Annotated in this window: 40 protein-coding genes; 8 read left to right on the top strand and 32 right to left on the bottom strand. The window is 63.8% G+C overall.

Annotated elements, in window-relative coordinates; all coding sequences use genetic code 11:
* Positions 1-203: 203 nt before the first annotated feature.
* The 18 genes from rpsD to ACUTAG_RS14105 form a co-directional block, all read right to left on the bottom strand.
* Positions 204-827, bottom strand: coding sequence for a 30S ribosomal protein S4 (gene rpsD, locus ACUTAG_RS14020; RefSeq protein ID WP_006389633.1), 624 nt, complete (start codon positions 825-827; stop codon positions 204-206).
* A gap of 11 nt (positions 828-838) precedes the next feature.
* Positions 839-1,240, bottom strand: coding sequence for a 30S ribosomal protein S11 (gene rpsK / locus ACUTAG_RS14025; RefSeq protein ID WP_006216516.1), 402 nt, complete (start codon positions 1,238-1,240; stop codon positions 839-841).
* Positions 1,241-1,255: 15 nt separating this feature from the next.
* The gene (rpsM, locus tag ACUTAG_RS14030) at positions 1,256-1,621 is read right to left on the bottom strand and encodes a 30S ribosomal protein S13 (protein ID WP_006389632.1); all 366 of its coding nucleotides are present in this window, start codon (positions 1,619-1,621) and stop codon (positions 1,256-1,258) included.
* A gap of 43 nt (positions 1,622-1,664) precedes the next feature.
* Positions 1,665-1,778 carry a 50S ribosomal protein L36 gene (gene rpmJ / locus ACUTAG_RS14035; protein WP_003806928.1) on the bottom strand — a complete coding sequence of 38 codons (114 nt, stop codon included), beginning with the start codon at positions 1,776-1,778 and terminating at the stop codon, positions 1,665-1,667.
* A gap of 34 nt (positions 1,779-1,812) precedes the next feature.
* Positions 1,813-2,031, bottom strand: a complete 219-nt coding sequence (gene infA / locus ACUTAG_RS14040; protein WP_006389631.1) for a translation initiation factor IF-1 — start codon at positions 2,029-2,031, stop codon at positions 1,813-1,815.
* Positions 2,032-2,037: 6 nt separating this feature from the next.
* Positions 2,038-3,363: a preprotein translocase subunit SecY gene (secY, locus tag ACUTAG_RS14045; RefSeq protein ID WP_006389630.1), complete on the bottom strand. Its 1,326-nt coding sequence runs from the start codon at positions 3,361-3,363 to the stop codon at positions 2,038-2,040.
* A 14-nt stretch (positions 3,364-3,377) separates the two neighbouring features.
* Positions 3,378-3,818, bottom strand: a complete 441-nt coding sequence (gene rplO, locus ACUTAG_RS14050; protein ID WP_020925824.1) for a 50S ribosomal protein L15 — start codon at positions 3,816-3,818, stop codon at positions 3,378-3,380.
* 9 nt (positions 3,819-3,827) lie between these two features.
* Positions 3,828-4,013: a 50S ribosomal protein L30 gene (gene rpmD, locus ACUTAG_RS14055; RefSeq protein WP_006216520.1), complete on the bottom strand. Its 186-nt coding sequence runs from the start codon at positions 4,011-4,013 to the stop codon at positions 3,828-3,830.
* 3 nt (positions 4,014-4,016) lie between these two features.
* Entirely contained in the window at positions 4,017-4,538 is a 522-nt protein-coding gene (gene rpsE, locus ACUTAG_RS14060) for a 30S ribosomal protein S5 (protein WP_006389628.1), read from the bottom strand.
* A 15-nt stretch (positions 4,539-4,553) separates the two neighbouring features.
* Positions 4,554-4,919, bottom strand: a complete 366-nt coding sequence (gene rplR, locus ACUTAG_RS14065; RefSeq protein ID WP_006389627.1) for a 50S ribosomal protein L18 — start codon at positions 4,917-4,919, stop codon at positions 4,554-4,556.
* 21 nt (positions 4,920-4,940) lie between these two features.
* Entirely contained in the window at positions 4,941-5,474 is a 534-nt protein-coding gene (rplF, locus tag ACUTAG_RS14070; protein ID WP_006389626.1) for a 50S ribosomal protein L6, read from the bottom strand.
* 12 nt (positions 5,475-5,486) lie between these two features.
* A complete protein-coding gene (gene rpsH / locus ACUTAG_RS14075; protein ID WP_006216525.1) occupies positions 5,487-5,882 on the bottom strand; it encodes a 30S ribosomal protein S8 in 396 nt (131 codons plus the stop codon).
* Positions 5,883-5,892: 10 nt separating this feature from the next.
* The gene (rpsN, locus tag ACUTAG_RS14080; RefSeq protein WP_006227037.1) at positions 5,893-6,198 is read right to left on the bottom strand and encodes a 30S ribosomal protein S14; all 306 of its coding nucleotides are present in this window, start codon (positions 6,196-6,198) and stop codon (positions 5,893-5,895) included.
* A gap of 12 nt (positions 6,199-6,210) precedes the next feature.
* On the bottom strand, positions 6,211-6,750 hold the full coding sequence (rplE, locus tag ACUTAG_RS14085) for a 50S ribosomal protein L5 (RefSeq protein ID WP_006389624.1): 540 nt from the start codon (positions 6,748-6,750) through the stop codon (positions 6,211-6,213).
* Positions 6,751-6,762: 12 nt separating this feature from the next.
* Positions 6,763-7,083: a 50S ribosomal protein L24 gene (gene rplX, locus ACUTAG_RS14090; protein WP_006389623.1), complete on the bottom strand. Its 321-nt coding sequence runs from the start codon at positions 7,081-7,083 to the stop codon at positions 6,763-6,765.
* An 11-nt stretch (positions 7,084-7,094) separates the two neighbouring features.
* Positions 7,095-7,463: a 50S ribosomal protein L14 gene (gene rplN, locus ACUTAG_RS14095; RefSeq protein WP_006216531.1), complete on the bottom strand. Its 369-nt coding sequence runs from the start codon at positions 7,461-7,463 to the stop codon at positions 7,095-7,097.
* Between the two features lie 352 nt (positions 7,464-7,815).
* The gene (locus ACUTAG_RS14100; protein ID WP_446650219.1) at positions 7,816-8,325 is read right to left on the bottom strand and encodes an aspartyl/asparaginyl beta-hydroxylase domain-containing protein; all 510 of its coding nucleotides are present in this window, start codon (positions 8,323-8,325) and stop codon (positions 7,816-7,818) included.
* A gap of 19 nt (positions 8,326-8,344) precedes the next feature.
* The gene (locus ACUTAG_RS14105) at positions 8,345-8,581 is read right to left on the bottom strand and encodes a hypothetical protein (RefSeq protein WP_446650220.1); all 237 of its coding nucleotides are present in this window, start codon (positions 8,579-8,581) and stop codon (positions 8,345-8,347) included.
* A 186-nt stretch (positions 8,582-8,767) separates the two neighbouring features.
* Here ACUTAG_RS14105 and ACUTAG_RS14110 point away from each other — a divergent pair, with 186 nt between their 5' ends.
* Positions 8,768-10,195 carry an NAD-dependent succinate-semialdehyde dehydrogenase gene (locus ACUTAG_RS14110; RefSeq protein ID WP_006389621.1) on the top strand — a complete coding sequence of 476 codons (1,428 nt, stop codon included), beginning with the start codon at positions 8,768-8,770 and terminating at the stop codon, positions 10,193-10,195.
* Between the two features lie 63 nt (positions 10,196-10,258).
* Here the strand turns inward: ACUTAG_RS14110 and ACUTAG_RS14115 are convergent, their stop codons facing one another.
* Positions 10,259-11,176 (bottom strand): AraC family transcriptional regulator, encoded by a 918-nt coding sequence (locus tag ACUTAG_RS14115; RefSeq protein ID WP_197541479.1) that lies wholly within the window; start codon positions 11,174-11,176, stop codon positions 10,259-10,261.
* 5 nt (positions 11,177-11,181) lie between these two features.
* Here ACUTAG_RS14115 and ACUTAG_RS14120 point away from each other — a divergent pair, with 5 nt between their 5' ends.
* Positions 11,182-12,363 carry a trans-sulfuration enzyme family protein gene (locus tag ACUTAG_RS14120; RefSeq protein ID WP_047993110.1) on the top strand — a complete coding sequence of 394 codons (1,182 nt, stop codon included), beginning with the start codon at positions 11,182-11,184 and terminating at the stop codon, positions 12,361-12,363.
* Between the two features lie 8 nt (positions 12,364-12,371).
* Here the strand turns inward: ACUTAG_RS14120 and ACUTAG_RS14125 are convergent, their stop codons facing one another.
* Positions 12,372-13,331, bottom strand: a complete 960-nt coding sequence (locus ACUTAG_RS14125) for an AraC-like ligand-binding domain-containing protein (RefSeq protein WP_006389618.1) — start codon at positions 13,329-13,331, stop codon at positions 12,372-12,374.
* A gap of 163 nt (positions 13,332-13,494) precedes the next feature.
* Between ACUTAG_RS14125 and ACUTAG_RS14130 the strand changes: the two genes are divergently transcribed.
* The 6 genes from ACUTAG_RS14130 to ACUTAG_RS14155 are packed head-to-tail and all read left to right on the top strand — an operon-like array spanning position 13,495 to position 19,196.
* The gene (locus tag ACUTAG_RS14130) at positions 13,495-14,391 is read left to right on the top strand and encodes an alpha/beta fold hydrolase (protein ID WP_076468054.1); all 897 of its coding nucleotides are present in this window, start codon (positions 13,495-13,497) and stop codon (positions 14,389-14,391) included.
* A 16-nt stretch (positions 14,392-14,407) separates the two neighbouring features.
* On the top strand, positions 14,408-15,580 hold the full coding sequence (locus ACUTAG_RS14135) for a substrate-binding domain-containing protein (protein ID WP_076468052.1): 1,173 nt from the start codon (positions 14,408-14,410) through the stop codon (positions 15,578-15,580).
* Between the two features lie 11 nt (positions 15,581-15,591).
* On the top strand, positions 15,592-16,362 hold the full coding sequence (locus tag ACUTAG_RS14140) for an ABC transporter ATP-binding protein (protein WP_148317474.1): 771 nt from the start codon (positions 15,592-15,594) through the stop codon (positions 16,360-16,362).
* Entirely contained in the window at positions 16,359-17,111 is a 753-nt protein-coding gene (locus ACUTAG_RS14145) for an ABC transporter ATP-binding protein (protein ID WP_006389614.1), read from the top strand. The genes ACUTAG_RS14140 and ACUTAG_RS14145 overlap by 4 nt, the downstream gene beginning before the upstream one ends.
* Positions 17,108-18,118: a branched-chain amino acid ABC transporter permease gene (locus tag ACUTAG_RS14150; RefSeq protein ID WP_054507837.1), complete on the top strand. Its 1,011-nt coding sequence runs from the start codon at positions 17,108-17,110 to the stop codon at positions 18,116-18,118. The genes ACUTAG_RS14145 and ACUTAG_RS14150 overlap by 4 nt, the downstream gene beginning before the upstream one ends.
* 10 nt (positions 18,119-18,128) lie before the next feature.
* Positions 18,129-19,196: a branched-chain amino acid ABC transporter permease gene (locus tag ACUTAG_RS14155; protein ID WP_187378282.1), complete on the top strand. Its 1,068-nt coding sequence runs from the start codon at positions 18,129-18,131 to the stop codon at positions 19,194-19,196.
* 48 nt (positions 19,197-19,244) lie between these two features.
* Here the strand turns inward: ACUTAG_RS14155 and ACUTAG_RS14160 are convergent, their stop codons facing one another.
* The 12 genes from ACUTAG_RS14160 to rpsJ form a co-directional block, all read right to left on the bottom strand.
* Positions 19,245-19,811: a hypothetical protein gene (locus tag ACUTAG_RS14160; protein ID WP_238866060.1), complete on the bottom strand. Its 567-nt coding sequence runs from the start codon at positions 19,809-19,811 to the stop codon at positions 19,245-19,247.
* A gap of 111 nt (positions 19,812-19,922) precedes the next feature.
* Positions 19,923-20,204: a 30S ribosomal protein S17 gene (gene rpsQ / locus ACUTAG_RS14165; protein WP_006216549.1), complete on the bottom strand. Its 282-nt coding sequence runs from the start codon at positions 20,202-20,204 to the stop codon at positions 19,923-19,925.
* A gap of 2 nt (positions 20,205-20,206) precedes the next feature.
* Positions 20,207-20,398, bottom strand: a complete 192-nt coding sequence (rpmC, locus tag ACUTAG_RS14170; protein WP_003806912.1) for a 50S ribosomal protein L29 — start codon at positions 20,396-20,398, stop codon at positions 20,207-20,209.
* A 13-nt stretch (positions 20,399-20,411) separates the two neighbouring features.
* Positions 20,412-20,828, bottom strand: coding sequence for a 50S ribosomal protein L16 (gene rplP / locus ACUTAG_RS14175; RefSeq protein WP_006389610.1), 417 nt, complete (start codon positions 20,826-20,828; stop codon positions 20,412-20,414).
* Between the two features lie 2 nt (positions 20,829-20,830).
* Complete coding sequence (rpsC, locus tag ACUTAG_RS14180; RefSeq protein ID WP_006389609.1) at positions 20,831-21,622, bottom strand: 30S ribosomal protein S3; 792 nt, start codon at positions 21,620-21,622, stop codon at positions 20,831-20,833.
* Positions 21,623-21,631: 9 nt separating this feature from the next.
* The gene (rplV, locus tag ACUTAG_RS14185) at positions 21,632-21,961 is read right to left on the bottom strand and encodes a 50S ribosomal protein L22 (RefSeq protein ID WP_006389608.1); all 330 of its coding nucleotides are present in this window, start codon (positions 21,959-21,961) and stop codon (positions 21,632-21,634) included.
* Positions 21,962-21,964: 3 nt separating this feature from the next.
* Positions 21,965-22,240, bottom strand: coding sequence for a 30S ribosomal protein S19 (rpsS, locus tag ACUTAG_RS14190; RefSeq protein WP_006216555.1), 276 nt, complete (start codon positions 22,238-22,240; stop codon positions 21,965-21,967).
* 12 nt (positions 22,241-22,252) lie between these two features.
* A complete protein-coding gene (rplB, locus tag ACUTAG_RS14195) occupies positions 22,253-23,080 on the bottom strand; it encodes a 50S ribosomal protein L2 (RefSeq protein ID WP_006389607.1) in 828 nt (275 codons plus the stop codon).
* Positions 23,081-23,377 (bottom strand): 50S ribosomal protein L23, encoded by a 297-nt coding sequence (gene rplW, locus ACUTAG_RS14200; protein WP_006389606.1) that lies wholly within the window; start codon positions 23,375-23,377, stop codon positions 23,081-23,083.
* On the bottom strand, positions 23,374-23,991 hold the full coding sequence (gene rplD, locus ACUTAG_RS14205; protein WP_006389605.1) for a 50S ribosomal protein L4: 618 nt from the start codon (positions 23,989-23,991) through the stop codon (positions 23,374-23,376). The genes rplW and rplD overlap by 4 nt, the downstream gene beginning before the upstream one ends.
* A gap of 4 nt (positions 23,992-23,995) precedes the next feature.
* Positions 23,996-24,685, bottom strand: coding sequence for a 50S ribosomal protein L3 (rplC, locus tag ACUTAG_RS14210; protein WP_006389604.1), 690 nt, complete (start codon positions 24,683-24,685; stop codon positions 23,996-23,998).
* Between the two features lie 331 nt (positions 24,686-25,016).
* Entirely contained in the window at positions 25,017-25,328 is a 312-nt protein-coding gene (gene rpsJ / locus ACUTAG_RS14215) for a 30S ribosomal protein S10 (RefSeq protein WP_003806903.1), read from the bottom strand.
* Between the last annotated feature and the right edge of the window lie 50 nt (positions 25,329-25,378).

Genomic DNA, 25,378 nt, shown 5'->3' on the forward strand with positions numbered 1-25,378 from the left:
TCCTTTTCAATACCCTCGGCTCGTTACACCGATAAGGCTGATGGACAGGTTGAAACGTGAAACGCGGGCGACGAAAAAGCCGCCCGATACTTACCGCAAAGCCCGCCCCGCCAAACGGCGGAAAGCGGGCTGCTGCGAGACTTGCAAACCGGTCGCGAAACCAGCGTCCCAGCACCTTGCGAAGGAGGCGCCGGCAGGCGTGATTAACGCGAGTACAGTTCGACGACCATCGATTCGTTGATGTCGCGAGCGACGTCAGCGCGATCGGGGGCCGACTTGAACGTGCCGGTCAGCTTGGTCGTGTCGACTTCCACCCACTGGGGGATGCCGATGCTGGTGGCCAGGTCGAGCGATTCCTTGATGCGGCCTTGCTTCTTGGCCTTTTCGCGGATCGAGATGACGTCGCCAGCCTTTACCAGCATCGAAGCGATGTCGGCGGTGTGGCCGTTCAGTTCGATGGCGCGGTGGCTCACCAGCTGGCGAGCTTCGGCGCGGGTCGAGCCGAAGCCCATGCGGTAGACGACGTTGTCCAGGCGCGATTCCAGCAGCTGGATCAGCGTTTCGCCGGTGTTGCCACGGCGACGCTCGGCTTCAGCGAAGTACTTGCGGAATTGCTTTTCCAGCACGCCGTACATGCGCTTGAGCTTTTGCTTTTCGCGCAGCTGCAGGCCGTAGTCGGAAGTGCGGGCACCCGAAGTGCGGCCGTGTTGGCCAGGCTTGGAATCCAGCTTGCACTTGGAATCCAGCGAGCGGCGGGCGCTCTTCAGGAACAGGTCAGTACCCTCGCGGCGCGAGAGCTTGCATTTGGGTCCAATATAACGTGCCATGTGGATTCCCTTTAGATACGACGACGCTTCGGCGGACGGCAGCCGTTGTGCGGAACGGGCGTGATGTCGGCGATGGACGAGATCTTGATGCCCAGCGCGTTCAGCGCGCGGACCGACGATTCACGGCCGGGGCCGGGGCCCTTGATACGCACTTCCAGCGTCTTGATGCCGTATTCCAGCGCAACGCGGCCAGCCGTTTCGGCGGCAACCTGCGCGGCGAACGGAGTCGACTTGCGCGAACCCTTGAAGCCGGCACCGCCCGACGTGGCCCACGACAAAGCGTTGCCCTGACGGTCGGTGATGGTGATGATGGTGTTGTTGAACGAAGCGTGAACGTGCGCGATGCCGTCCGAGACGTTCTTCTTGACCTTTTTGCGCACGCGCGAAGCGCCGCTGGTGGAAGCTTTCGCCATAATCCAGTTCCTCGATTATTTCTTCAGGGACGCAGCAGCACGACGCGGGCCCTTGCGGGTGCGAGCGTTGGTGCGAGTGCGCTGGCCGCGCACGGGCAGGCCGCGCTTGTGGCGCATGCCGCGGTAGGTTCCCAGGTCGATCAAACGCTTGATCGAGAGCTGCACTTCACGACGCAGGTCACCTTCGACCGTGAACACACCAACGTGTTCACGGACGCGTTCCAGCTCAGCGTCGCTCAGATCCTTGACCTTTTTGTCAAACGGGACGTTAGCCGCTTCGCAGATCTTGCGAGCGCGCGTACGACCGATGCCAAAAATGGCGGTCAGGCCGATCTCGGCGTGCTGATGCGGCGGAATGTTAATGCCAGCAATACGGGCCATGACTGTTCCTTGAATAAATCCGTTGCGTAGTCGCTAACCCGAGTTAGCCTTGACGCTGCTTGTGACGCGGGTCGGTGCAGATAACGCGCACCACGCCGTGACGTTTGATAACTTTGCAGTTGCGGCAGATCCGCTTAACCGATGCCATTACTTTCATGGTTGACTCCTAATTTTCCGTAATCCGGTTCCGCTCATTTGGAGCGGAAAACTATCCTGGCTCGCGTCAGGTCATAGGGCGTGAGCTCCACTTTGACCTTGTCACCCGGCAGGATCCGGATGTAATGCATACGCATCTTGCCGGAAATATGGCCCAACACCACGTGGCCGCTTTCAAGCTTGACGCGAAATGTCGCGTTCGGGAGGTTCTCAAGAACCTCGCCTTCCATCGGAATGACTTCGTCCTTGGGCATTTTCTCTTACCGCATCGGCAAACCCGCGCCCTTGAAGTTCGCCTTCTTGAGCAGCGAGTCGTACTGGTGAGACATCATGTAGGCCTGGACCTGCGCCATGAAATCCATCGTCACCACCACAATAATCAACAGAGACGTACCACCGAAGTAGAAGGGAACGTTCCAGCGCATCACCAAGAATTCCGGCAACAGGCACACCAACGTGATGTAGATGGCACCTGCGAGCGTCAAACGCATCAGGATCTTGTCGATGTAGCGCGCCGTTTGTTCGCCCGGACGGATGCCCGGAACAAACGCACCACTCTTCTTCAGGTTGTCCGCCGTTTCGCGGCTGTTGAACACCAGAGCCGTGTAGAAAAAGCAGAAGAAAATGATCGCGACCGAGTACAGCGTGATGTAGAGCGGTTGACGAGGCGACAGGGCCGCGGCCAGGTCGCTGAGCCAACGCATGTTCTCACTGCTGGAGAACCAGCTCGTGATCGTTGCCGGGAACAGGATGATCGACGACGCGAAGATCGGCGGAATCACCCCGGCCATGTTCAGCTTCAGCGGCAGGTGCGAGCTCTGACCACCGTAGACCTTGTTGCCGACCTGACGCTTGGCGTAGTTCACCGTGATCTTGCGCTGTCCGCGTTCCACGAACACCACAAAAGCGGTAACCAGCACCACCAGAGCCACGATGAACAGTGCCGACAGCACGGACATCGCGTTGGTGCGGACCAGGTCCAACAATGCAGCCAGCGCCGCGGGCAGACCCGCCACGATACCTGCGAAGATCAGGATGGAAATCCCGTTGCCGAGACCGCGTTCCGTGATCTGCTCACCCAGCCACATGACGAACATGGTGCCGGTGACCAGGGTCACGACGGTCGTGAAGCGAAACAGCATGCCCGGATCGATCACCAGTCCCTGCTGGGACTCAAGCGCCACCGAAATGCCCACAGCCTGCACCAGCGCCAGCACGACCGTGCCATAGCGGGTGTATTGGGTAATCTTCCGACGACCGGCCTCGCCCTCTTTCTTGAGCGCTTCCAGCGACGGCACCACCACCGACATCAACTGCATGATGATGGATGCCGAAATGTACGGCATGATCCCCAGGGCAAAAATCGAGAAGCGCGAGAGCGCCCCGCCCGAGAACATGTTGAACAGGCCCAGGATCCCGCCCTGGTTCTGGCGGAACAGGTCCGCCAGCGCGTCCGGGTTGATACCCGGAACGGGGATGTGTGTACCCAAACGGTAAACCACCAGGGCGAGCACCAGGAACACGAGGCGGCGCTTGAGGTCGCCGTACCGCGTTCCGGTTTTACCCAATGCCTGCGCGTTAGCCACTCGTCACCTCGTGATCAAGCAAGCGAGCCGCCCGCGGCTTCGATGGCGGCGCGAGCGCCAGCCGTCGCGGTAATGCCCTTGAGCACGACCTTGCGCGAGAGTTCACCCGACTTGATGACCTTGGCGTAACGAACCGCCTGGCCAATCACGCCAGCCGCCTTCAGCACTTGCACGTCGATTTCGTCGACGGGCACGGCTTGCAGGTCCGACAGACGGACTTCGGCGTACAGGTGCTGACCCAGCGGGGTGAAGCCACGCTTGGGCAGGCGACGCTGCAGCGGCATTTGACCGCCTTCGAAGCCAACCTTATGGAAACCGCCCGAGCGCGACTTCTGACCCTTGTGACCACGGCCGGCGGTCTTACCCAGACCCGAACCGATGCCACGGCCGACGCGGCGCTTGGCGTGCTTGCTGCCCTCGGCGGGCTTCAGCGTATTAAGTTGCATATCCGACATGGTGATTCCTTAGGCTTCCGAGACGGAAACGAGATAATCCACCTTACGGATCATCCCACGCACCTCGGGCGTATCGACCAGCACGCGGCTGCTGTTGATACGGCCCAAGCCCAGACCGCGAACCGTGTCACGGTGCGATTGCTTGGTACCGATCACGGAGCGCACGAGGGTCACTTTGATCTGCTTCTGAGCCATGATTTACCCCAGGATCTCTTCGACGGTCTTGCCGCGCTTGGCAGCAACATCCGCCGGGGTCAGGGAGGCGCGCAGGCCATTCAACGTGGCGCGAACCATGTTGTAGGGGTTGCTCGAGCCCAGGCTCTTGGCAACCACGTTACGCACACCCATCACTTCGAAAATAGCGCGCATCGGGCCGCCGGCGATGACGCCGGTACCTTCAGCAGCGGGCGAAATCAGCACGGTGGCGGCGCCATGCTTGCCGACCACGGTGTGGTGCAGCGTGCCGTTCTTCAGGGCCACCTTGAACATGCCGCGACGGGCCTGTTCCATAGCCTTCTGAACCGACACCGGCACTTCACGCGCCTTGCCCTTGCCCATACCGACGCGGCCATCGCCATCGCCAACCACGGTCAGCGCGGCAAAGCTCATGGTGCGACCACCCTTGACCACTTTGCTCACGCGGTTGACCGCGATCATCTTTTCGCGGAGGCCGTCATCGTTCTCTTTTTCCGCGGCGTTCTTGCCTTGTACTTTAGCCATTTGACAGATCCTCGCTTAGAACTTCAGGCCGGCTTCACGCGCGGCGTCGGCCAGCGCTTTCACGCGGCCATGGTAACGAAAGCCCGAGCGATCGAAAGCGACCAGTTCGATACCGGCAGCCTTGGCCTTTTCGGCCACGCGCTTGCCAACCAGCGAAGCGGCGGCCTTGTTGCCACCTTGGCCGGTCTGGCCAGCCAGCTGGGCGCGCACTTCGGCTTCCACCGTCGAGGCGCTGACCAGAACGCGATCGCCTTCCGGCGAAATGATATTGGCGTAGATGTGCTGGTTCGAGCGGAAAACCGAGAGGCGATGAACGCGCAGCTCGTTGATCTTCCGGCGGGTCGGAACCGCACGACGCAAACGGGAAACTTTTTTGTCCATGATTCGTCCTTGCGTGCGCCGTTATTTCTTCTTGGTTTCTTTGATGACGACGCGTTCGTCCGAGTAACGCACGCCCTTGCCCTTGTAGGGTTCGGGTTCGCGGTACGCGCGGATTTCAGCGGCCACCTGGCCGACGACTTGCTTGTTGGAGCCCTTGATGACGATTTCCGTCTGGGTGGGGCATTCGGCCTTGATGCCGGCCGGCAACTTGTGCAAAACGTCGTGCGAGAAACCGAGCTGCAGCTTAACGGCGTCGCCTTGAACCGAGGCGCGGTAACCCACGCCAACCAGGTTCAGCTTGCGCTCGAAACCCTTGCTCACGCCGTTGACCATGTTGGCCACCAGCGCGCGCACGGTACCCGACATGGCGTTGGCGTGACGGGTTTCGTTGGCGGCGACAAACGTCAGCTTGCCGTTGTCCAACTGAACCGTGACGTCGCCAGTCAGGGCCTGGGTCAGGGAACCCAGCGGGCCCTTGACGGTGATCTGATCCTGCTTGATGTCGGCTTCGACACCCTTGGGCAGGTCGACCGGATACTTAGCGATACGTGACATTCGAATTTCTCCTTAGGCCACGTAGCACAGCACTTCGCCGCCGACGCCGTTGGCGCGAGCCTTACGGTCGGTCATGACGCCGCGCGAGGTCGACACGATAGCCACGCCCAGGCCGTTCATGACCTGAGGAATGCTGGTACGGCCCTTGTAGATACGCAGACCGGGGCGCGAAACGCGTTCGATGCGCTCGATGACCGGACGACCAGCGTAGTACTTCAGGGTGATCTCGAGCTCAGGCTTGGCCTGGGTGCCCTTGATTTCAAAGCTGTCGATGTAGCCTTCGTCCTTCAGCACGGCGGCAATGGCCGCCTTCAGCTTCGAGGAGGGCATGCTCACCGTAACTTTGTCCACTTGCTGCGCATTGCGAATGCGGGTCAGCATATCGGCGATGGGATCGCTCATGCTCATATTCTTTCTCCTACCAGCTGGCCTTGGTGATGCCGGGGATTTCACCCTTCATCGCCATTTCACGCAGTTTGTGGCGCGTCAGGCCGAACTTGCGGAACACACCGCGCGGACGACCGGTGACCACGCAACGGTTACGTTGACGCGTCGGGTTGGCATTGCGCGGCAGCTGTTGCAGCTTGAGCCGAGCTTGGTAACGTTCTTCGTCGGTCTTCGACTGGTCGTCGATGATCGACTTCAACTCAGCGCGCTTGGCGGCGAACTTGTCAGCCAGCTTGGCGCGCTTGATGTCGCGATTGATGAGGGAAAGTTTAGCCACGTCATCAGCCCCTTAGTTACGGAACGGGAAGCTGAAGGCCGTCAACAGCGCCTTGGCTTCTTCGTCGGTCTTCGCGGTGGTGGTGATGCTGATGTTCAGCCCACGCAGCGCGTCGATCTTGTCGTACTCGATTTCGGGGAAAATGATCTGCTCTTTCACCCCGATGTTGTAGTTGCCACGGCCGTCGAAAGCACGACCCGAGATGCCGCGGAAGTCGCGCACGCGAGGCAGCGCAACCGCCACCAGGCGATCCAGGAATTCGTACATGCGTTGACCACGCAGCGTGACCATGCAACCGATCGGGTAGTTTTCGCGGATCTTGAAACCGGCGATAGCCTTCTTGGTCTTGGTCACGACAGGCTTTTGGCCAGCGATCTTGGTCAGGTCCGAGACAGCGTGCTCGATGACCTTCTTGTCGGCGACGGCTTCCGAGACACCCATGTTCAGGGTGATCTTGGTGATGCGCGGCACTTCCATGGCGCTCTTGTAGCCGAACTTGGCCTGCAGGTCGCCAGCGACCTTGCTCTTGTAGAAATCTTGCAAACGAGACATGTCTATCGCCCCTTACGCCTTGGCGCCGACAACGGCACCATTGGAACGGAACACGCGAACCTTGCGGCCTTCGACTTCTTGCACGCCGACGCGGTCGCCACGACCGGTGGCGGGGTTGAAGAGCGCCACATTCGAGATGTGGATCGGCATGGTCTTTTCGACGATGCCACCCGGGTTGTTGGCCATCGGGTTGGCTTTCACGTGCTTCTTGACGACGTTGACGCCTTCGACCAGGACGTGGTCGGCATCGACGCGCGCCAGCACGGTACCGCGACGCTTCTTGTCGCGGCCGGTCAGGACGATGACTTCGTCGCCTTTACGAATGTTGTTCATCGTAGGGCTCCTTACAGCACTTCCGGGGCCAGCGACACGATCTTCATGAACTTCTCGGTACGCAGTTCACGCGTAACGGGTCCGAAGATGCGGGTGCCGATGGGCTCCAGCTTGGCATTGAGCAACACGGCGGCATTGCCACCGAAACGAATCAGCGAACCGTCCTTACGGCGCACGCCCTTGGCGGTACGAACCACCACGGCATTGTAAATTTCGCCTTTCTTGACGCGTCCGCGCGGAGCCGCATCTTTGACGCTCACCTTGATGATGTCGCCGATACCGGCATAACGGCGCTTGGAGCCACCGAGCACCTTAATGCACATGACATGACGCGCACCAGTGTTATCGGCCACGTCCAGCGTGGTCTGCATTTGGATCATGATTTTTCCTGTTCCAACTTAACTGGAAATACGGTTTTCCCCAAAAAAGGGAACACTGCAATTCCTGCCAGTTTTGGTCCCGTCAGGTCAGCCGCCCTGCTTTGTTGCTGGCTGGTCTTGAGCTTTCGCCCTGAAACCATCAGCTGGTGGCAACGCAACGACCCTGGGTTGAAATCCTGCGGGTATTCCCCCAACACGTTGGCCCGGCTAGTTCCAGGCCAATCGACAATCTGGGAAAGCTGACCATTCTATCCTGGTTAGATTTTGAGCGCAAGCCCTTTGTGAAAGAGAGAGCAAATACACGACAGTGCCTGTGGACAACTGCCACTTGGCCGCGGTTCGGTAGGTCCGCTTAATCCGACCCCGTTTTATTCCGATAGTAGTTGCGTTCCCAGGCGTCGTGGTTGGCCTTGCCGCGCCGGATCTCGTCGGTGAAGGGCGCCGCCATCAGCACCAGCCGGTTCAGCCAACGGATCGGCGCCCGACAGGGACGCTCGAAGTCGATGAACAGCACCGCGCGGGTGCCGTCCGTGTCGTTATGCACCTGGTGCGGATAGAGGTCGTCGAACACCACGGCCTCGCCCTCCTTCCAGTGGTAGCGCTCGCCGCCCACCTCGATCCAGCAGCGCTCGGCCGGCTCGGGCACCACGAGGCCCAGGTGCAGGCGCAGCACCCCATTGTAGGGGCCGGTGTGCAGGGGAATGCGCTTGCCCGGCTCCAGGATCGAATAGAAGGCGGTGCGCAGGCCCGGAATCTCGCGCAGCGCCCGGGCGGTGGCCGGGCAGCGCGCCAGGTTGCGGTCCGAGCGCAGGCCGTAGCCCATGAAGACGAAAGTCTTCCACTGGTCGTCGGAAGTGATCATCCCGACATCCGGGGACAGTTCATGGAAGGAAAGGCAGCCGCTCGCGCTCGGCCAGCAATGCCATCAGTTCGGCGCGGATGGCCGGCGCCTGCGCCTCCAGGCGCGCCACCCACGGGAACTGGTCGTTCCGGAAGATGGGATGGTCGCCCACGAGGGACGCCTGCGCGATGCGGTGGCGCAGCCAGTCGATGAAACGGAAGAAGAAGCGGGAATAGGCACTGGGCTGGCTGGGCGGACGCGTATCGACGGGTTGCACAATAGGGATCTATATAGACAGCCAAAGATGCACCATTTTGTCCACGCGCCCCCGCGCGTGCAAGTGCCCGCCATTGGCTCCTAGGCGCCGGCGGAGATTGGCCCTCCCCGTGGCGGACAAGCTGGTTTAGACTGGCATGGGCGATTGCGATCGCTACCCACTCCTATTTCGCAAGGAAAGACAGGCATGTATGAACAGTTGGCGCTGTATATCGACGGCGAATTCGTCGCCGGCGAGGGCAGGCGCACCCAGGACGTCATCAACCCGGCCACGCTGGAAGTGCTCGGCCAGCTGCCTCACGCCACCGAAGCGGATCTGGACCGTGCGCTAGCCGCCGCCCAGCGCGCGTTCGAATCCTGGAAGAAGTCTTCTCCCATGGATCGTTCGGCCATCCTGCGCAAGGTCGCCACCCTGTCGCGCGAGCGCGCCAAGGAAATCGGCCGCAACATGACGCTGGACCAGGGCAAGCCGCTGGCCGAGGCCATCGGCGAAGTCACCTCCTGCGCCGAGCACGCCGACTGGCACGCCGAGGAATGCCGCCGCATCTACGGCCGCGTGATCCCGCCGCGCAACCCGGACGTGCGCCAGATCGTGGTGCGCGAGCCGATCGGCGTCTGCGCCGCCTTCACGCCCTGGAACTTCCCTTACAACCAGGCCATCCGCAAGATCGCCGCCGCCCTCGGCGCCGGCTGCACGGTAGTGCTGAAGGGTCCGGAAGACTCGCCCAGCGCCGTCATGGCGATCGCCCGCATGTTTCACGACGCCGGCCTGCCCAAGGGCTGCCTGAACATCGTCTGGGGCGAACCGGCCAAGATTTCCGACTACCTGATCCGTTCGCCGATCGTGCGCAAGGTGTCGTTCACCGGTTCCGTGCCGGTGGGCAAGCAGCTGGCCGCGCTGGCCGGCGCGCACATGAAGCGCGTCACCATGGAACTGGGCGGCCATTCGCCGGTGCTGGTGTTCGACGACGCCGACATCGATCGCGCCGCGACCATGCTGGCCAAGTTCAAGGTCCGCAACGCCGGCCAGGTGTGCGTCTCGCCGACCCGCTTCTACGTGCAGAACGGCGCCTACGAGCAATTCCTGGCGCGTTTCTCCGACGTGCTCAAGAACATCAAGGTCGGCGACGGCCTGGAAGCCGGCACCGACATGGGCCCGCTGGCGCACGAGCGCCGCGTGCCCGCCATGAGCGCCTTCATCGACGACGCCAAGAAGCATGGCGGCAAGGTGGTGGTCGGCGGCGGCCCGCTGGACCGCAAGGGCTTCTTCTTTGCCCCCACGGTGGTGACCGACCTGCCCGACAACTCCATGCTGATGACCGAAGAGCCCTTCGGCCCGGTGGCGCCGGTGGTCCGCTTCACCGACACCGATGAAGTGCTGGCGCGCGCCAACAGCCTGCCGTTCGGCCTGTCTTCCTACGTCTTCACCAATTCGCTGCAAACCGCCACCAAGGTCTCCAACGGCCTGGAAGCCGGCATGGTCAACATCAACCATTTCGGCAGCGCGCTGGCCGAGACGCCGTTCGGCGGCATCAAGGACAGCGGCATCGGCAGCGAAGGCGGCCTCGAAACCTTCGACGGCTACCTGGTGACGAAATTCATCACGCACATTTGACCGCCATACGGCGATGATGAACGGGCTCCCCAAGGGGAGCCCTTTTTCTTGCCTCGCGCCTTCTCAACGGCCCGACAGATCGCGACGCACGTCGCGTTGGTACGAGGCGGGCGATGCGCCAACCAGACTCTTGAACCGTTTCGAAAAGTGGGCCTGGTCCGCGAAGCCGACGCTCAACGCCACGTGGGCAGGCGCCTCCCCCCTGGCCAGGAGATGCCGCGCGCGCTCTATCCGGACCTGCAGCTGATACGCATGCATGGGCATCCCCACCTGCCTGCGGAATTGCCGCATCAGATGGTATGGACTCAGCGCGACCTCCTGCGCGATCGAAGCGATCGACAGCGCGTCGGCATAGCGATCCTCGATCAATGCCCTTGCCCGCCCGATCTCGGGCCGGGCGGCGCCCGTCCGGTCGCCGGTGGCCACGCCGCCATGGCGCGACGCCAGCAAGCCCAGCGCGCCCAGGACCAGGCTGTCCCGGGCCAGGCGCGTTCCGCCGCCTACCAGCGCGTCATGTGCATGCACCATCGCGCGAAAAACGCCGGCATCCTCGATCACGCCCGACTGGAACCCGACGGCCGTCGCCATGCCGACCGCATCCGACAGGGTCTGCGCCGGCACGTACAGCGCGCGGTATCGCAGTTCTTCCCCGGCCGCCCGCTGCCCAGTGTGCAGGTCGCCGGGATTGACCACCGATACCGAATACGGCGCGGCGAGATACGTGGCCCGTTCGCGCTGGAACGTCTTGGCGCCACGTTCGATGAGACCGAACATGAACGTATCGTGGGTATGCGGCCGGAACGCGTGCCGCACGAAACGCGCCGCGGTCGCCACGGCGCCGCAGCCGTCCAGGCGCCACACGCGCACACCGTCGCGCAGGCCGGCATAGAGGCTGCCACCCTCGACCGCAGCAGGATCAGACAAGACAGCTGCGTTGCCGTCACTAAGATCGTAGGACCTGAAATCACCCGACGAGGTCATTGACGATGTCTCCCTACTCCGACTCCTACACCCGCTTGGCGCAGGCGGCCGTTTCGCCGCCGGAAAGTTCGTATCCCGTGGCCCCGCCGCTGTACCAGACGGCCAGCTTCGCCACGGACGAGGCCAGCGTCTTCCTCGACATGGCGACGCGGCCCCTGCATTCGGGATTCTATACACGCTACGGCAACCCGACGACCCGCGCGTTCGAGTCCGCGGTGGCCGACCTGGAAGGCGGCGAGTGCGCGCTGGCGACCGCCTCGGGCATGGGCGCCATCACAGCGGCGCTCTTCGCGTTCGCGGCGCGGGGCGACCATGTGGTCGCGCAGCGCGTGCTATACGGTGGCACCACAGGACTATTGCAGAACATCGCCCCGCAGCTGGGAATCGACGTGACTTTCGTGGACCAGGCGGACGTGGCCGGGTTCGCGGCGGCCGTGCGGCCCAATACCCGCCTTTTCATGCTGGAAAGCCCGTCCAATCCAATGCTGCGACTGACCGACCTGGCGCGGCTGGCGGAAATCGCGCGGGCACGCGGCATCACGACGCTGGTGGACAATACGATCGCGTCGCCCATCAACCAGCGCCCCCTTGAATTCGGCATCGACCTCGTCATGCACAGCGCCACCAAATACCTGTGCGGCCACGGCGACGTGTCGGCAGGCGTGCTCGTTGGAGACGAGAGGCGCATCAAGGCCGTCTGGGAAAAGGCTTACCTGCTCGGCGCCACGCTGGACCCGTTCGCGGCCTGGCTGGTGCTGCGGGGCCTGCGTACGCTGCCCATGCGGGTCGCGCGCCAGAATGAAACGGCGCTGAAGGTGGCGCGGCACCTGGAAGCACACGCGTCGGTCTGCGCGGTTCACTACCCCGGCCTGGAAAGCCACCCGCAGCGGGCGCTGGCACAAACGCAGATGAGCGGTCACGGCGGCGTTCTCAGTTTCGAGGTGGCTGGAGGCATGGCTCAGGCCGAGCGAGTCGTGGGCGCGCTTGCGCTGGCCCATCGTTCGGCAAGCTTCGGGTCGTTCTCGACGCTGGTGGTGCATCCGGCGGCGATGTGGGCCGGCATGATGACACCGGAACAGTTGGCGGCCTCCGGGCTGCCGCCAGGTCTGATCCGGCTGGGAGTGGGTTTCGAGAGCCCTGCCGCAATCATCGACGATCTGGATACCGCGCTCGCGGCAGCCGACTGACGCCCCCGCTACGTCCGCGCGCGCAACTCGCGCGCGGATACGCCGAAGCGTCGCTTGAACAAGCGGCTGAAATGGGCCGGATGCGAAAACCCGACCTGATAGGCCAGCTCGGCGATACCGCGATGCCGATGGCGCGGATCCAGCAGTAGAACCCGGCAGCGCTCCAGCCGCTCGTCAAAGATGAACGATTCGACCGACATGCCGCCCCCGCGCATGATGCGATGCAGATAGGCCACGGACACGCCGCAGCCTTGCGCCACCCGTGCCGGGGACAGCGCCGGATCCGCCAGGTGCTGACGGATGTATGCGAGCACCCGCTGGCGGTGCGCCAGCGTCACACTGCTGTCCGCTTCCGAGGCGTGCCCCTGCCCCGGCTGCACCAGGAACAGCACGATCAGATCGATCAGCCGTTCGCCCAGCTCCGCTGTCTCGGCCGGCGACCAGCCGTCCAATCCCTTGAACAGATGATCCATGTAGCTGGCCAGCATCGCGCCGCGTGGCGAGCCGTCGTCGACGCGCAACTTGTAGAAGGGACCGATGCGCGAATCCCGCTGCGACAACGCGCTGCGCGGAAACGACACGCTCAGGCTGCGATAGCCGCCGGCGCCGAGCGCGGTGGCCTGGTACGGCAGGCTCTGGTTCATCAGATAGACGCAACCGGGCTCGACCTGGAATTCGCGCCCCTGCTGCACCACGGCCAGCGGCCCTGCCAACGGCAGGCCGAAGGTGTAGAACTCCTGGTCCAGCCGCGAGACGTTGCCGGCGGTGCGTTCGAGCTTCTGTCCCTGGTAATGCAGGTCGTTGAATTGCAGGCTGGCGCGTCGCACGTAGCGCACGTGGCCGGCGAACTGGCCGGCCTGGCCGTGATGCACCTCGAACGGCCCGAAGGCGTCCGACAGCGCCGCGCGCCATTGCTCGTACCGATCGGCGCCGGCGATGGCCGAAGTGGCGAATTCCGTATCGGGCATGGCGCGGTCTCCTGGTTCGCGGGGGTCGGGGTGCTCGTGACCCTGCGTCTACATATTCTTGACTCACCCTGCCGCGGGCGGTCCGGCGCATTGTGGCCGCGCCTGGCGCAAGTCTATAGTCAGCGCCACAAGCATACAACCTGGACCACCCGGGAGGAGACCCATGGCCAACGCGCCCGCACAGGCCGCTCGCCACACGCCGGCTTCGCGCTATCTGCGCTGCGAGGGCCGCGAGCTGCATTACACCGAATGGGGCCGTCCGGACGCCCCCGCGCTCATCATGTGGCACGGCCTGGCCCGCACCGGCCGCGACTTCGACGAGCTGGCGCAGGCGCTGGCCGGCGACTACCGCATCATCTGCCCGGACACGATCGGCCGTGGCCTGTCGCAATGGAGTCCCGATCCGGTGGCCGAGTACCGGCTGGATTTCTACGCCCGGCTGGCGCGCGCCCTGCTCGACGGCCTGGGGCTGGACCGCGTGCGCTGGGTCGGCACCTCGATGGGCGGCGCCACCGGCATGTACGCCGCCGCCACCACGCTCAAGGATCGGATCTCGCACCTGGTGGTCAATGACATCGGGCCGTCGCTGCCGCAGCCGGCGATTGACCGCATCCTGGCCTATGCCGGCAACCCGCCGGCCTTCGACACCGTCACCGCACTGGAAACCTGGCTGCGCGCCGCCTACAAGCCATATGGCTGGCAGAGCGACGAGCAATGGCGCCGCATGGCAGAGACTTCGATGCGGCGCCTGCCCGACGGCCGGGTCACGGCGCACTACGATCCGGCCATCGTCGGCCAGTTCCACCACCACCCGGCGGACTATGAACGCTGGGCGGAATACGACACGCTGCGCATGCCGCTGCTACTGCTGCGCGGCGCCGATTCCGACCTGCTGCTGCCCGAGGTCGCCGACGCCATGACCCGCCGCGGCCCGCGCGCGCAGCGCATCGACTTCCCGGGCTGCGGCCACGCGCCGGCGCTGAACGTCGCGCCGCAGATCGAGGCCGTCCGCCAGTTTCTCGCCACGCCGGCCGCCGCCGCAGCCGCCGGCGCCCTCTAAGACCAAGGAGACTCCCATGAAACGCATCCTGCTCGCCACGCTGGCCGGCCTGTGCCTGAGTTCCGCCGCCATGGCCAAGGACTTCGTCGTGGCGCACGTCTACGACAAGACCGGGCCGCTGGAGGCCTATGCCAAGCAGACCCACAACGGCCTGATGCTGGGCCTGGAATACGCCACGCAAGGCACCATGACGGTGGCCGGCCGCAAGATCCGCGTGATCGAGAAGGACAACCAGGGCAAGCCCGACGTCGCCCGCGCCCAGCTCGCCTCGGCCTATGCCGACGACGACGCCGACATCGCGGTGGGCCCGACCTCATCGGGCGTGGCGCTGGCCATGCTGCCGATCGCCGAGGAGTACGAGAAGATCCTGTTGGTGGAACCGGCGGTGGCCGATTCGATCACCGGCGACAAGTGGAACAAGTACATCTTCCGCACCGGCCGCAATTCATCGCAGGACGCCATCGCCAACGCCCTCGCCTTCGACCAGCCGGATACCTCCATCGCCATGCTGGCGCAGGACTACGCGTTCGGCCGCGACGGCGTCAAGGCCTTCAAGGGCGCGCTCAAGCAGGCCAGGATCGTGCACGAGGAATACCTGCCGGCCAACGCCACCGACTTCACCGCCGGCGCGCAGCGCCTGTTCGACGCGCTCAAGGACAAGCCGGGCCGCAAGATCATCTTCATCCTGTGGGCCGGCGCCGGCAATCCGTTCAAGATCGCCGACCTGGATCCGAAGCGCTTCGGCATCGAGATCGCCACCGGCGGCAACACGCTGGCCGCGATGACGCCGCTCAAGTCGCTGGCCGGCATGGAAGGCGCGACCTATTACTACTACGGCATCCCAAGGAACCCGATCAACGACTGGCTGGTGGCCGAGCACCAGAAGCGCTACGGCCAGCCGCCGGACTTCTTCACCGCCGGCGGCATGTCCGCCGCCATCGCCATCGTCACCGCGCTGAACAAGAGCGCCGGCAAGAGCGACACCGACACGCTCATCAAGACCATGGAAGGCATGAGCTTCGACACGCCCAAGGGCAAGATGACCTTCCGCCCGGAAGACCACCAGGCCATGCAGTCGATGTACCACTTCCGCATCAAGAACGACGCCTCGGTGCCGTGGGCGGTGCAGGACCTGGTCAAGGAAATCACGCCCGACCAGATGGCGGTGCCGATCCAGAACAAACGCTGAGCCGCGCCTTCATGCTGGAAACCCAATCGCTCACGATCCGCTTCGGCGGCCACGTGGCCGTCAACGCGGTGAGCTGCCGCTTCGCGCCGGGCAGCCTGACGGCCATCGTCGGGCCCAACGGCGCGGGCAAGACCACCTATTTCAACCTGATCTCGGGACAGCTGCGCGCCAGCGCCGGCTCGGTGCACCTGAATGGCCGCGACCTGACCGGGCTGTCGGCGCCAGCGCGCATGCACGCCGGCCTGGGACGCGCCTTCCAGCTGACGCAGCTGTTCCCGCGCCTGACGGTGCGCGAGAACGTGCGGCTGGCGCTGCAGTCGCGCCAGCAGGGCCTGGGCTGGCGCCAGATCCGCTTCTGGCGCACCTGGGACGATGACCACGCGCTGCTGGCGCGCGCCGACGCACTGCTCGAACGCACCCGCCTGACGGCCCGCCGCGACCAGGCGGCGGCCGACCTGCCGCACGGCGACCAGCGCAAGCTCGAGATCGCCATGCTGATCGCGCTGGAGCCGCAGGTGTTCATGTTCGACGAGCCCACCGCCGGCATGAGCGTGGACGACGTGCCCGTGGTGCTGGACCTGATCCGCGAAATCAAGGCTGACGCATCCAAGACGATCCTGCTGGTGGAACACAAGATGGACGTGGTTCGCGAGCTGGCGGACCGCATCGTGGTGCTGCACAACGGCGCGTTGATGGCGGACGGCGAGCCGGCCGAGGTGATTGCCTCGCCGATCGTGCAGCAGGCCTACCTGGGCGCCCCTCTGCCGGAGAAGACGACATGATCGCGGCAACCTTGCTGGAACTGAAGGACGTGCACACGCACATCGGCGCGTACCACATCCTGCACGGCGTGGACCTGGCGGTGCCAGCCGCGGGCGTCACCATGCTGCTGGGCCGCAACGGCGCCGGCAAGACCACCACGCTGCGCACCATCATGGGCCTGTGGAAGGCGACGCGGGGCCACATCGGCTTTGACGGCACCGCGGTCGGCGGCCCTGGCGTGCGCACCTCGCCGCCCGACATGGCGCGCCAGGGCATCGCCTACGTGCCGGAGAACATGGGCATCTTCGCCGACCTGTCGGTGAAAGAGAACATCCTGCTGGCCGCGCGCCAGGCGCGCAGCGCCGCCCAACTGGACACCGCGCGGCTGGAATGGATCTTCGGCTTCTTCCCCGCGCTACGCAAATTCTGGCTGTACCCCGCTGGCAAGCTGTCAGGCGGCCAGAAGCAGATGCTGGCGGTCGCACGCGCCATCATCGAGCCGCGCCGCCTGCTGCTGGTCGACGAGCCCAGCAAGGGCCTGGCGCCCGCCATCATCCAGAACATGATCGACGCCTTCATCGAACTCAAGCAGGCCTCCACCACCATCCTGCTGGTGGAGCAGAACTTCAATTTCGCGCGCCAGGTGGGCGACCACGTCGCCGTCATGGACAACGGCCGCGTGGTGCACGCCGGCGGCATGGCCGAGCTGGCGCAGGACGACGCGTTGCAGACCCGGCTACTGGGCCTGTCGCTGGGAGCGCATCAGTGAGCGCCGCCGATATCGATACACCCCTGCCCCAGACCCGCGCCGACCTGCGCCCGGTGCTGCTGGTGCTGGCGCTGGCCGCCATCGCGCTGCCGCTGGTCGGTTCGTTCTCGACCTGGGTGACGCTGACCTTCGCCGGGCTGGCGATGGGCATGATCATCTTCATCGTGGCCTCCGGCATGACGCTGGTGTTCGGCCTGATGGACGTGCTGAATTTCGGCCACGGCCTGTTCATTGCCATCGGCGCCTACATGGCGGCCACGGTGCTCGGCGCGATGTCCGACTGGACCCAGTCCGGCAGCCTGTGGCTGAACCTGGCCGCGGTGCTGCCCGCCATGATCGTCGGCATGCTGGTGGCCGGCGCGGTGGGCGTGGCGTTCGAGCGCGTGATCGTGCGGCCGGTCTATGGCCAGCACCTCAAACAGATCCTCATCACCATGGGCGGCATGATCATCGGCGAAGAGATCATCAAGATGCTGTGGGGGCCACAAACGCTGTCGCTGCCGTTGCCGGACGCGTTGCGCGGCGCGCTGCTGGTCGGCGACGCCGCCATCGAGAAATTCCGCCTCGTCGCGCTGGCAGTCGGCGTGGCGGTGCTGGGCGGCATGCTGTGGCTGCTCAACCGCACCAAGCTCGGCCTGTTGATCCGCGCCGGGGTCGAGGACCGCGAGATGGTCGAAAGCCTGGGCTACCGCATCCGCCATCTGTTCGTCGGCGTGTTCGTGGCCGGCTCGATGCTGGCCGGCCTGGGCGGCGTGCTGTGGGGGCTGTACCAGCAGTCCATCGTGCCGCAACTGGGCGCGCAGGTGAACGTGCTGATCTTCATCGTCATCATGATCGGCGGATTGGGCTCGACCGTGGGCTGCCTGATCGGCGCGCTGCTGGTCGGGTTGATGGCCAACTACACCGGTTTCCTGATGCCCAAGGCGGCGCTGTTCTCGAACATCGCGCTGATGGTCGCCATCCTCCTGTGGCGACCGCAGGGCGTGTACCCGGTCACGAATCGCTAGGAATCGCCCCATGCCCATCCGCCTGCTATCCGGCGATCCTCCGCGCAGCGCGCTGCTGGCGGTCATGCTGGTCGCCATCGTCCTCACGCTCGCCGCCGCGCCCTTCCTGTTTCCCGGCCCCAAGTCGCTGGCCGTGGCGGCCAAGATCCTGGTGTTCGTGATCCTGGTCGCCAGCTACGACCTGCTGCTGGGTTACACCGGCATCGTCAGCTTCGCCCACACCATGTTCTTTGGCATCGGCGCCTACGGCGTGGCCATCGCCAGCGTGCGCATGGAGGCCGGCTGGCTGGCGGTGCTGACGGGCACCGCCGCGGGCCTGGCGGTATCGCTGGTGTTCGCGCTCATCATCGGCCTGGCCAGCCTGCGGGTTCGCGCCATCTTCTACGCCATGATCACACTGGCGGTGGCGGCGGCGTTCCAGACGCTGGTGTCACAGCTGTCCGACCTGACCGGCGGCGAGGACGGACTGAACTTCAAGGTGCCGCAGGCATTGCGCCCAGCTTTCCGGCCCCTGTCCGAGCCGCTGTTCGGCGTCACCGTCGACGGTCGCATCATCACCTACTACCTCATTGCCGCGGCCTGCGTCGTGCTGTTCCTGATGTTGCTGCGCATCGTCAATTCGCCGTTCGGCCGCGTGCTGCAGGCGATCCGCGAGAATCCCTTCCGCGCCGAAGCCATCGGCTTTCGCACGGTGCTGTACCGCAGCCTCTCGAACCTGCTGGCGGCGGCATTCGCCACGCTCGCCGGCGCGCTGTATGCGCTCTGGCTGCGCTACAACGGCCCGGATACCTCGCTGTCGTTCGAGATCATGCTGAACATCCTGCTGATGGTGGTGATCGGTGGCATGGGCACGATGTATGGCGCGGTCATCGGCGCCAGCCTGTTCGTGTTCGCACAGAGCTACCTGCAGGACGGCCTGCACGTGATCCACGATGCCGTCGGCAGCATTGCGCCGTTGGCCTTGCTGTTCGAGCCGGACCGCTGGCTGCTGTGGCTGGGCATCCTGTTCGTGCTGTCGGTGTATTACTTTCCCACCGGGGTCGCCGGACGGTTGCGGGAAGTGGCCAGGCGCCGTTGAACCCGTTCCGGCCCGGACACGTCGATTGCCTACGACGTCATGCCGCGCTCAGCGCGGCGCTTGTCTCAAGGCCTCGCCGCCGCGTCGCATCTCATTGACCCGCCGCTGCATCTGGTCCACGCCGCGCTGGGCCTCGCCGCCGCTCAATTGCGAGCCAGACGGCGTTGGCGCGAGGGGCGCCATATTCATGGGCGTACCGGGTTTCAAGGGAATCGTGGCCGGTGGAAACGGATCCTGGGCGGCCGGCTTCTGCGTCAGCAGGCGCTCGAGAATGTGCAGTTGCTCTTGCTGCGCCTGCAGCGCGCGTTCGTTATCCAGCAGTGCCTGTTCATCTTCGTCCTGTGTGCCGAAGATGGCGGCATGATCACGCGACAAGCCATCGAGGCGTACGCGCGGATCGGGTCCCGCGTTCAGCACATTGCGGCCGATGGCGGCGGGATCGGTGCTGGGCACCACCACGCCCGGGGATCTGGCTTGGGTCCCCACGGCGGGAACCGTCGCTGGCGCTGCCGGGCGGCCCTGCCCGGACTCCGCCGATTGCGCCCGTGCGACCACGGCGGGCAATGCCGCGGCAATCAACCATCCGAACAAAATCGCTTTCCTGAAAGCGCGCATGACGTTCCCGGATTCCCGAAACAAAGAAAAGCCGCAAGACGAAAAAAAACGGCAAGGGCCTGAACCCTTGCCGTTTTACCTCAGAACGGCGAACCGTTCCGAAACCTTCACTTAGATGATACGTGCGGCTTCAACCAGACGCACCACGCGCCACGACTTCGAGCGCGAGATGGGACGGCCTTCAGCGATTTCAACCGTATCGCCTTCGTTGTACTGGTTCGACTCATCGTGCGCCTTGTACTTCGCGGAACGCATGATGATCTTGCCGAAGATGGGGTGCTTGACGCGGCGCTCAACCAGAACGACGACAGTCTTGTCCATCTTGTTGCTGACGACCTTGCCGACCAGCGTACGCTGGCGCTTGGCCACTTGGGTGTTTTGGGTTTCGCTCATCTTTATTTCCCTGCCTTCTCGGTCAGCAAGGTACGCACGCGCGCGATGTCGCGGCGCACGTTACGCAGCTGGCTGGTGTTGGCAAGCTGCTGCGTGGCCTTCTGCATACGCAGACCGAATTGCGCCTTCAGCAGGCTTTCGAGCTCTTTGCCGAGCTCGGCGGCGTCTTTCGAACGGAGTTCGCTGGCTTTCATGTCTTAGTACTCCTTAAGCACCGATATGACGCGCGACGAACGTGGTCGAAATCGGCAGCTTGGCAGCGGCCAGGCGGAAAGCTTCACGCGCGAGCTCTTCGCTAACCCCTTCCATTTCGTAGAGCACCTTGCCGGGCTGAATCTCGGCGACCCAGTACTCCGGGTTGCCCTTACCGTTACCCATACGGACTTCGGCAGGCTTTTGCGAGATGGGCTTGTCCGGGAAAATGCGAATCCAGATGCGGCCGCCGCGCTTGATGTGACGGTTGATGGCACGACGAGCGGCTTCGATCTGGCGAGCGGTCAGACGGCCACGGCCGGTGGCCTTCAGACCGAATTCGCCGAACGACACGTGGGTGCCACGGGTCGCCAGACCGGTGTTGCGGCCCTTCTGCTCTTTGCGATACTTTCTGCGAGAGGGTTGCAGCATGGTTATTCTCCTTCAGGCGCCGGAGCAGCGTCCGCCTTGCGGGGACCACGGCCACGACCACCCGGACGACCGGTGCGAGCACCGTCCGGACGATCACCACGCGGAGCGCGGCGCGGACGACGTTCTTCTTCACGCGGGGCGGCGGTTTCCGGCGGCAGTTCGCCGTTGGCCAGCATGTCGCCCTTGTAGACCCAGACCTTGATGCCGATCACGCCGTACGTGGTGTGGGCTTCGGAGGTGCCGTAGTCGATGTTGGCCTTGAGGGTGTGCAGCGGCACACGGCCTTCGCGATACCACTCGGTACGAGCAATTTCGATACCGTTCAGACGGCCCGAGCTCATGATCTTGATGCCTTGGGCACCCAGACGCATGGCGTTCTGCATCGCGCGCTTCATGGCGCGGCGGAACATGATGCGCTTCTCGAGCTGTTGCGAGATCGAGTCGGCGATCAGTTGAGCATCGGTTTCCGGCTTGCGGATTTCTTCGATGTTGACGTGCACGGGCACGCCCATCAGGCGCTGCAGATCAGCCTTCAGGCTTTCGATGTCTTCGCCGCGCTTGCCGATCACCACGCCCGGACGAGCCGAGTAGACGGTGATGCGGGCATTCTTGGCGGGACGCTCGATGATCACGCGACCAACGGAGGCGCTCTTGAGCTTCTTCTTCAGGTACTCGCGGACGCGGATGTCTTCGGCCAGCATGCTGCCGAAGGCCTTGTCGTCGGCGAACCAACGCGAGGACCAATTACGGGTGACCGCGAGACGGAACCCAGTGGGGTGAATTTTCTGACCCATCGTGACTCCTTAAGCTCCGACCTTGACCGTGATGTGGCAGGTCTGCTTCTCGATACGGTTGCCGCGGCCCTTGGCGCGAGCGGAGAAGCGCTTCATCGACTGAGCCTTGTCCACGAAGATCGTGGTGACTTTCAGTTCGTCGATATCGGCGCCGTCGTTGTGCTCGGCGTTGGCGATGGCGGACTCGACAGCCTTCTTCAGGATGGCGGCGGCCTTCTTCGGCGAGAAGGTGAGGATCTCGAGCGCACGGCCGACCTTCTGGCCGCGGATCAGATCCGCAACCAGACGCGTCTTTTGAGCGGAGATGTGAACCCCACGGATAATGGCAGTAGTTTCCATCGCTTACCTCTTCGCCTTCTTGTCCGCGGCGTGACCCTTGAACGTACGGGTCAGCGCGAACTCGCCCAGCTTGTGACCGACCATGTTCTCGTTGATGTAAACGGGAACATGCTGCTTGCCGTTGTGCACAGCGATCGTCAGACCGATGAACTCGGGCAGGATCGTCGAGCGACGCGACCAGGTCTTGATCGGCTTCTTGTCTTTGCCCGCGACGGCCGTGTCCACCTTTTTGATCAGGTGAGCATCGACAAACGGGCCTTTCTTGATCGAACGTGACATAGTGTTCGCCTCTTACTTGCGCTTGCGCCGTTGGACGATCATATTGTTCGTCCGCTTGTTGCGACGGGTCTTGTAACCCTTCGCCGGGGTGCCCCACGGGCTGACCGGTTCGCGTGCTTCACCGGTACGGCCTTCGCCGCCACCGTGCGGGTGGTCGACCGGGTTCATGGCCACGCCACGAACCGTCGGGCGGACACCGCGCCAACGCATTGCACCGGCCTTGCCGATTTGGCGCAGGCTGTGTTCTTCGTTACCGACTTCACCGATGGTGGCACGGCATTCGATGTGCACACGGCGGACTTCACCCGAGCGCAGACGCACTTGAGCGTAGGTGCCTTCGCGGGCCAGCAGGACGGCGGAAGCGCCGGCCGAACGGACCATCTGGGCACCCTTGCCGGGCAGCATTTCGACGCAGTGAATCGTCGTACCCACCGGGATGTTGCGGATCGGCAGCGTGTTGCCGGCGCGGATCGGGGCCTCGATGCCCGAGATCAGCGTGGCGCCCACTTCCAGGCCGCGCGGAGCGATGATGTAGCGACGCTCGCCGTCGGCGTAGCACAGCAGAGCGATGTGCGCCGTACGGTTCGGGTCGTATTCCAGACGCTCGACCTTCGCGGGGATGCCATCCTTGTCGCGACGGAAGTCGACGACACGGTAGTGTTGCTTGTGACCGCCGCCACGGTGGCGGATCGTGATGTGACCGTTGTTGTTACGGCCCGAACCACGGGTCTTCTTTTCCAGCAGCGGCGCGTAGGGCTCGCCCTTGTGCAGGTTCGGGCTGACGACCTTCACCATGCCACGGCGGCCAGCCGAAGTCGGCTTAACTTTCACGAGGGCCATTTACTTCACCTCCGCAAAGTCGATTTCCTGGCCGTCCTTGAGCGAAACGTAGGCCTTGCGCTCGTCGCGACGACGGCCAACGAATCGGCCAAAGCGCTTGACTTTGCCCTTACGGTTGAGGACCTGCACGGACTCGACCTGCACCTTGAAGAGCAGTTCGACGGCAGCCTTGATTTCCGGCTTGGTAGCGTCAGCCACGACACGGAAAGCGACTTGCTGATTCTTCTCAGCGACGAACGTGGCCTTTTCGGTCACGATCGGAGCCAGAATGACTTGCATCAAGCGTTCAGCGTTCATCCCAGCATCTCCTCGAGTTGAGCGATGGCCGGCTTGGTGATCAGCACTTTCTTGTAGTGGACCAGCGACAACGGATCGGCATAACGGGGCTCGACAACGGCAACGTGCGGCAGGTTGCGGGTGGCGAGGTAAACATTTTCATCAACGTTGTCGGTGATGATCAGGACCGAGTCCAGGCCCAGGCTCTTCAGCTTTGCAGCGGCGGCCTTGGTCTTGGGCGATTCCAGATCGAACGATTCGACGACGGCGATGCGGTCTTCGCGAGCCAGCTGCGACAGGATCGAGCGGATCCCGGCGCGGTACATCTTCTTGTTGACCTTCTGGCTGAAGTTCTCTTCCGGCGAGTTCGGGAAAATCCGACCACCGCCACGCCACAGCGGCGACGAGGTCATACCGGCGCGAGCGCGGCCGGTACCCTTCTGGCGCCAGGGCTTCTTGGTCGAGTGCTTGACTTCCGAGCGATCCTTCTGAGCGCGGTTGCCGGCACGGGCGTTGGCTTGGAAAGCCACCACGATCTGGTGAATCAGCGCTTCGTTGAAGTCACGGCCGAAGATCGTGTCGGGCGCGCTGAAAGTCGCGGCCTGACCTTGGTCGTTCAGGAGCTTGAGATCCATTTACTTACGCTCCCTTCTTGGCCGGGGCCTTGATGGCCGGACGCACGACGATATCGGCGCCAGCGTGGCCGGGGACAGCGCCCTTGACCAGCAGCAGGCCGCGCTCCACGTCAACGCGAACGACGTCGAGGTTTTGAACGGTGCGGGTGACATCACCCAGGTGACCCGCCATGCGCTTACCCGGGAAAATACGGCCCGGATCCTGAGCTTGACCGATCGAGCCGGGAACGCGGTGCGAACGGGAGTTACCGTGCGAGGCGCGTTGCGAGCCGAAGTTGTGGCGCTTGATGGTACCGGCAAAGCCCTTACCAATCGTGGTGCCCGTGACGTCGACCTGTTGGCCGGCTTCGAACACCGATTCCACGGCGATCACGGCACCGGCCGAAAATTCGGCGGCGCGGGCGGGATCGAGGCGGAATTCCTTGAGGATGCTACCGGCTTCAGCGCCGGCCTTGGCGTAGTGGCCCGTCTGTGCTTGCGGCACGCGCGAGGCACGACGAGTGCCATAAGCCACCTGGATCGCGGCGTAGCCGTCGGTTTCCAGCGACTTAACTTGGGTCACGCGGTTGTTCGACACGTCCAGCACGGTCACCGGGATGGATTCACCTTCCTCGGTAAAAATGCGGGTCATGCCGACCTTGCGACCCACCAGCCCCAGCCGGTGAGCGGCGGGCGTGGGTGTCGAATTCGACATCGTTTTCTCCATTCCCGACTGCGATTGGTCGGGGCTAATCAGGCAAAAGGTAACGGCCTTTGCCCTACGACTATGTTCAACCTGGCTCGGGGTTGCACACCCCCGGAATCCGGGTTTGCACGCGCCTTCACCATAGTTAGACCTGCCACAAAATGGCAAGCTTGGCATATTAGCACGTTTTTTTCAGGCAGCACAAGCACTTAGCGTAAAAGGGCCCCTGCCCGCTGCTAGCGCGCCAAGCTGTGGCGCAAAAACAAAATGGCCGCAGTCCCGAGGGATTGCGGCCATTCTTCACGAGTCCACCGGCGAAGGTAGCGGACCCGGCAGCGCCTTACTGCAGCGCGATTTCGACGTCGACGCCGGCCGGCAGGTCCAGACGCATCAGGGCGTCAACGGTCTTGTCGGTGGGATCAACGATGTCCATCAGGCGCTGATGGGTACGGATTTCGAACTGGTCACGCGACGTCTTGTTGACGTGCGGCGAACGCAGCACGTCGTAACGGCGGATACGCGTGGGCAGCGGCACCGGGCCGCGGACAACGGCGCCCGTACGCTTGGCGGTGTCGACGATTTCAGCGGCCGATTGATCGATCAGCTTGTAATCGAAAGCCTTCAAGCGGATACGGATCTTTTGGTTTTTCATGGCGTTTCCTAAAGAACGAGAGGCGAGGGCTTTGATGGGCCCTCGCTGGT

It is taken from the genome of Achromobacter sp. CSND-B12 (genome assembly GCF_052906545.1).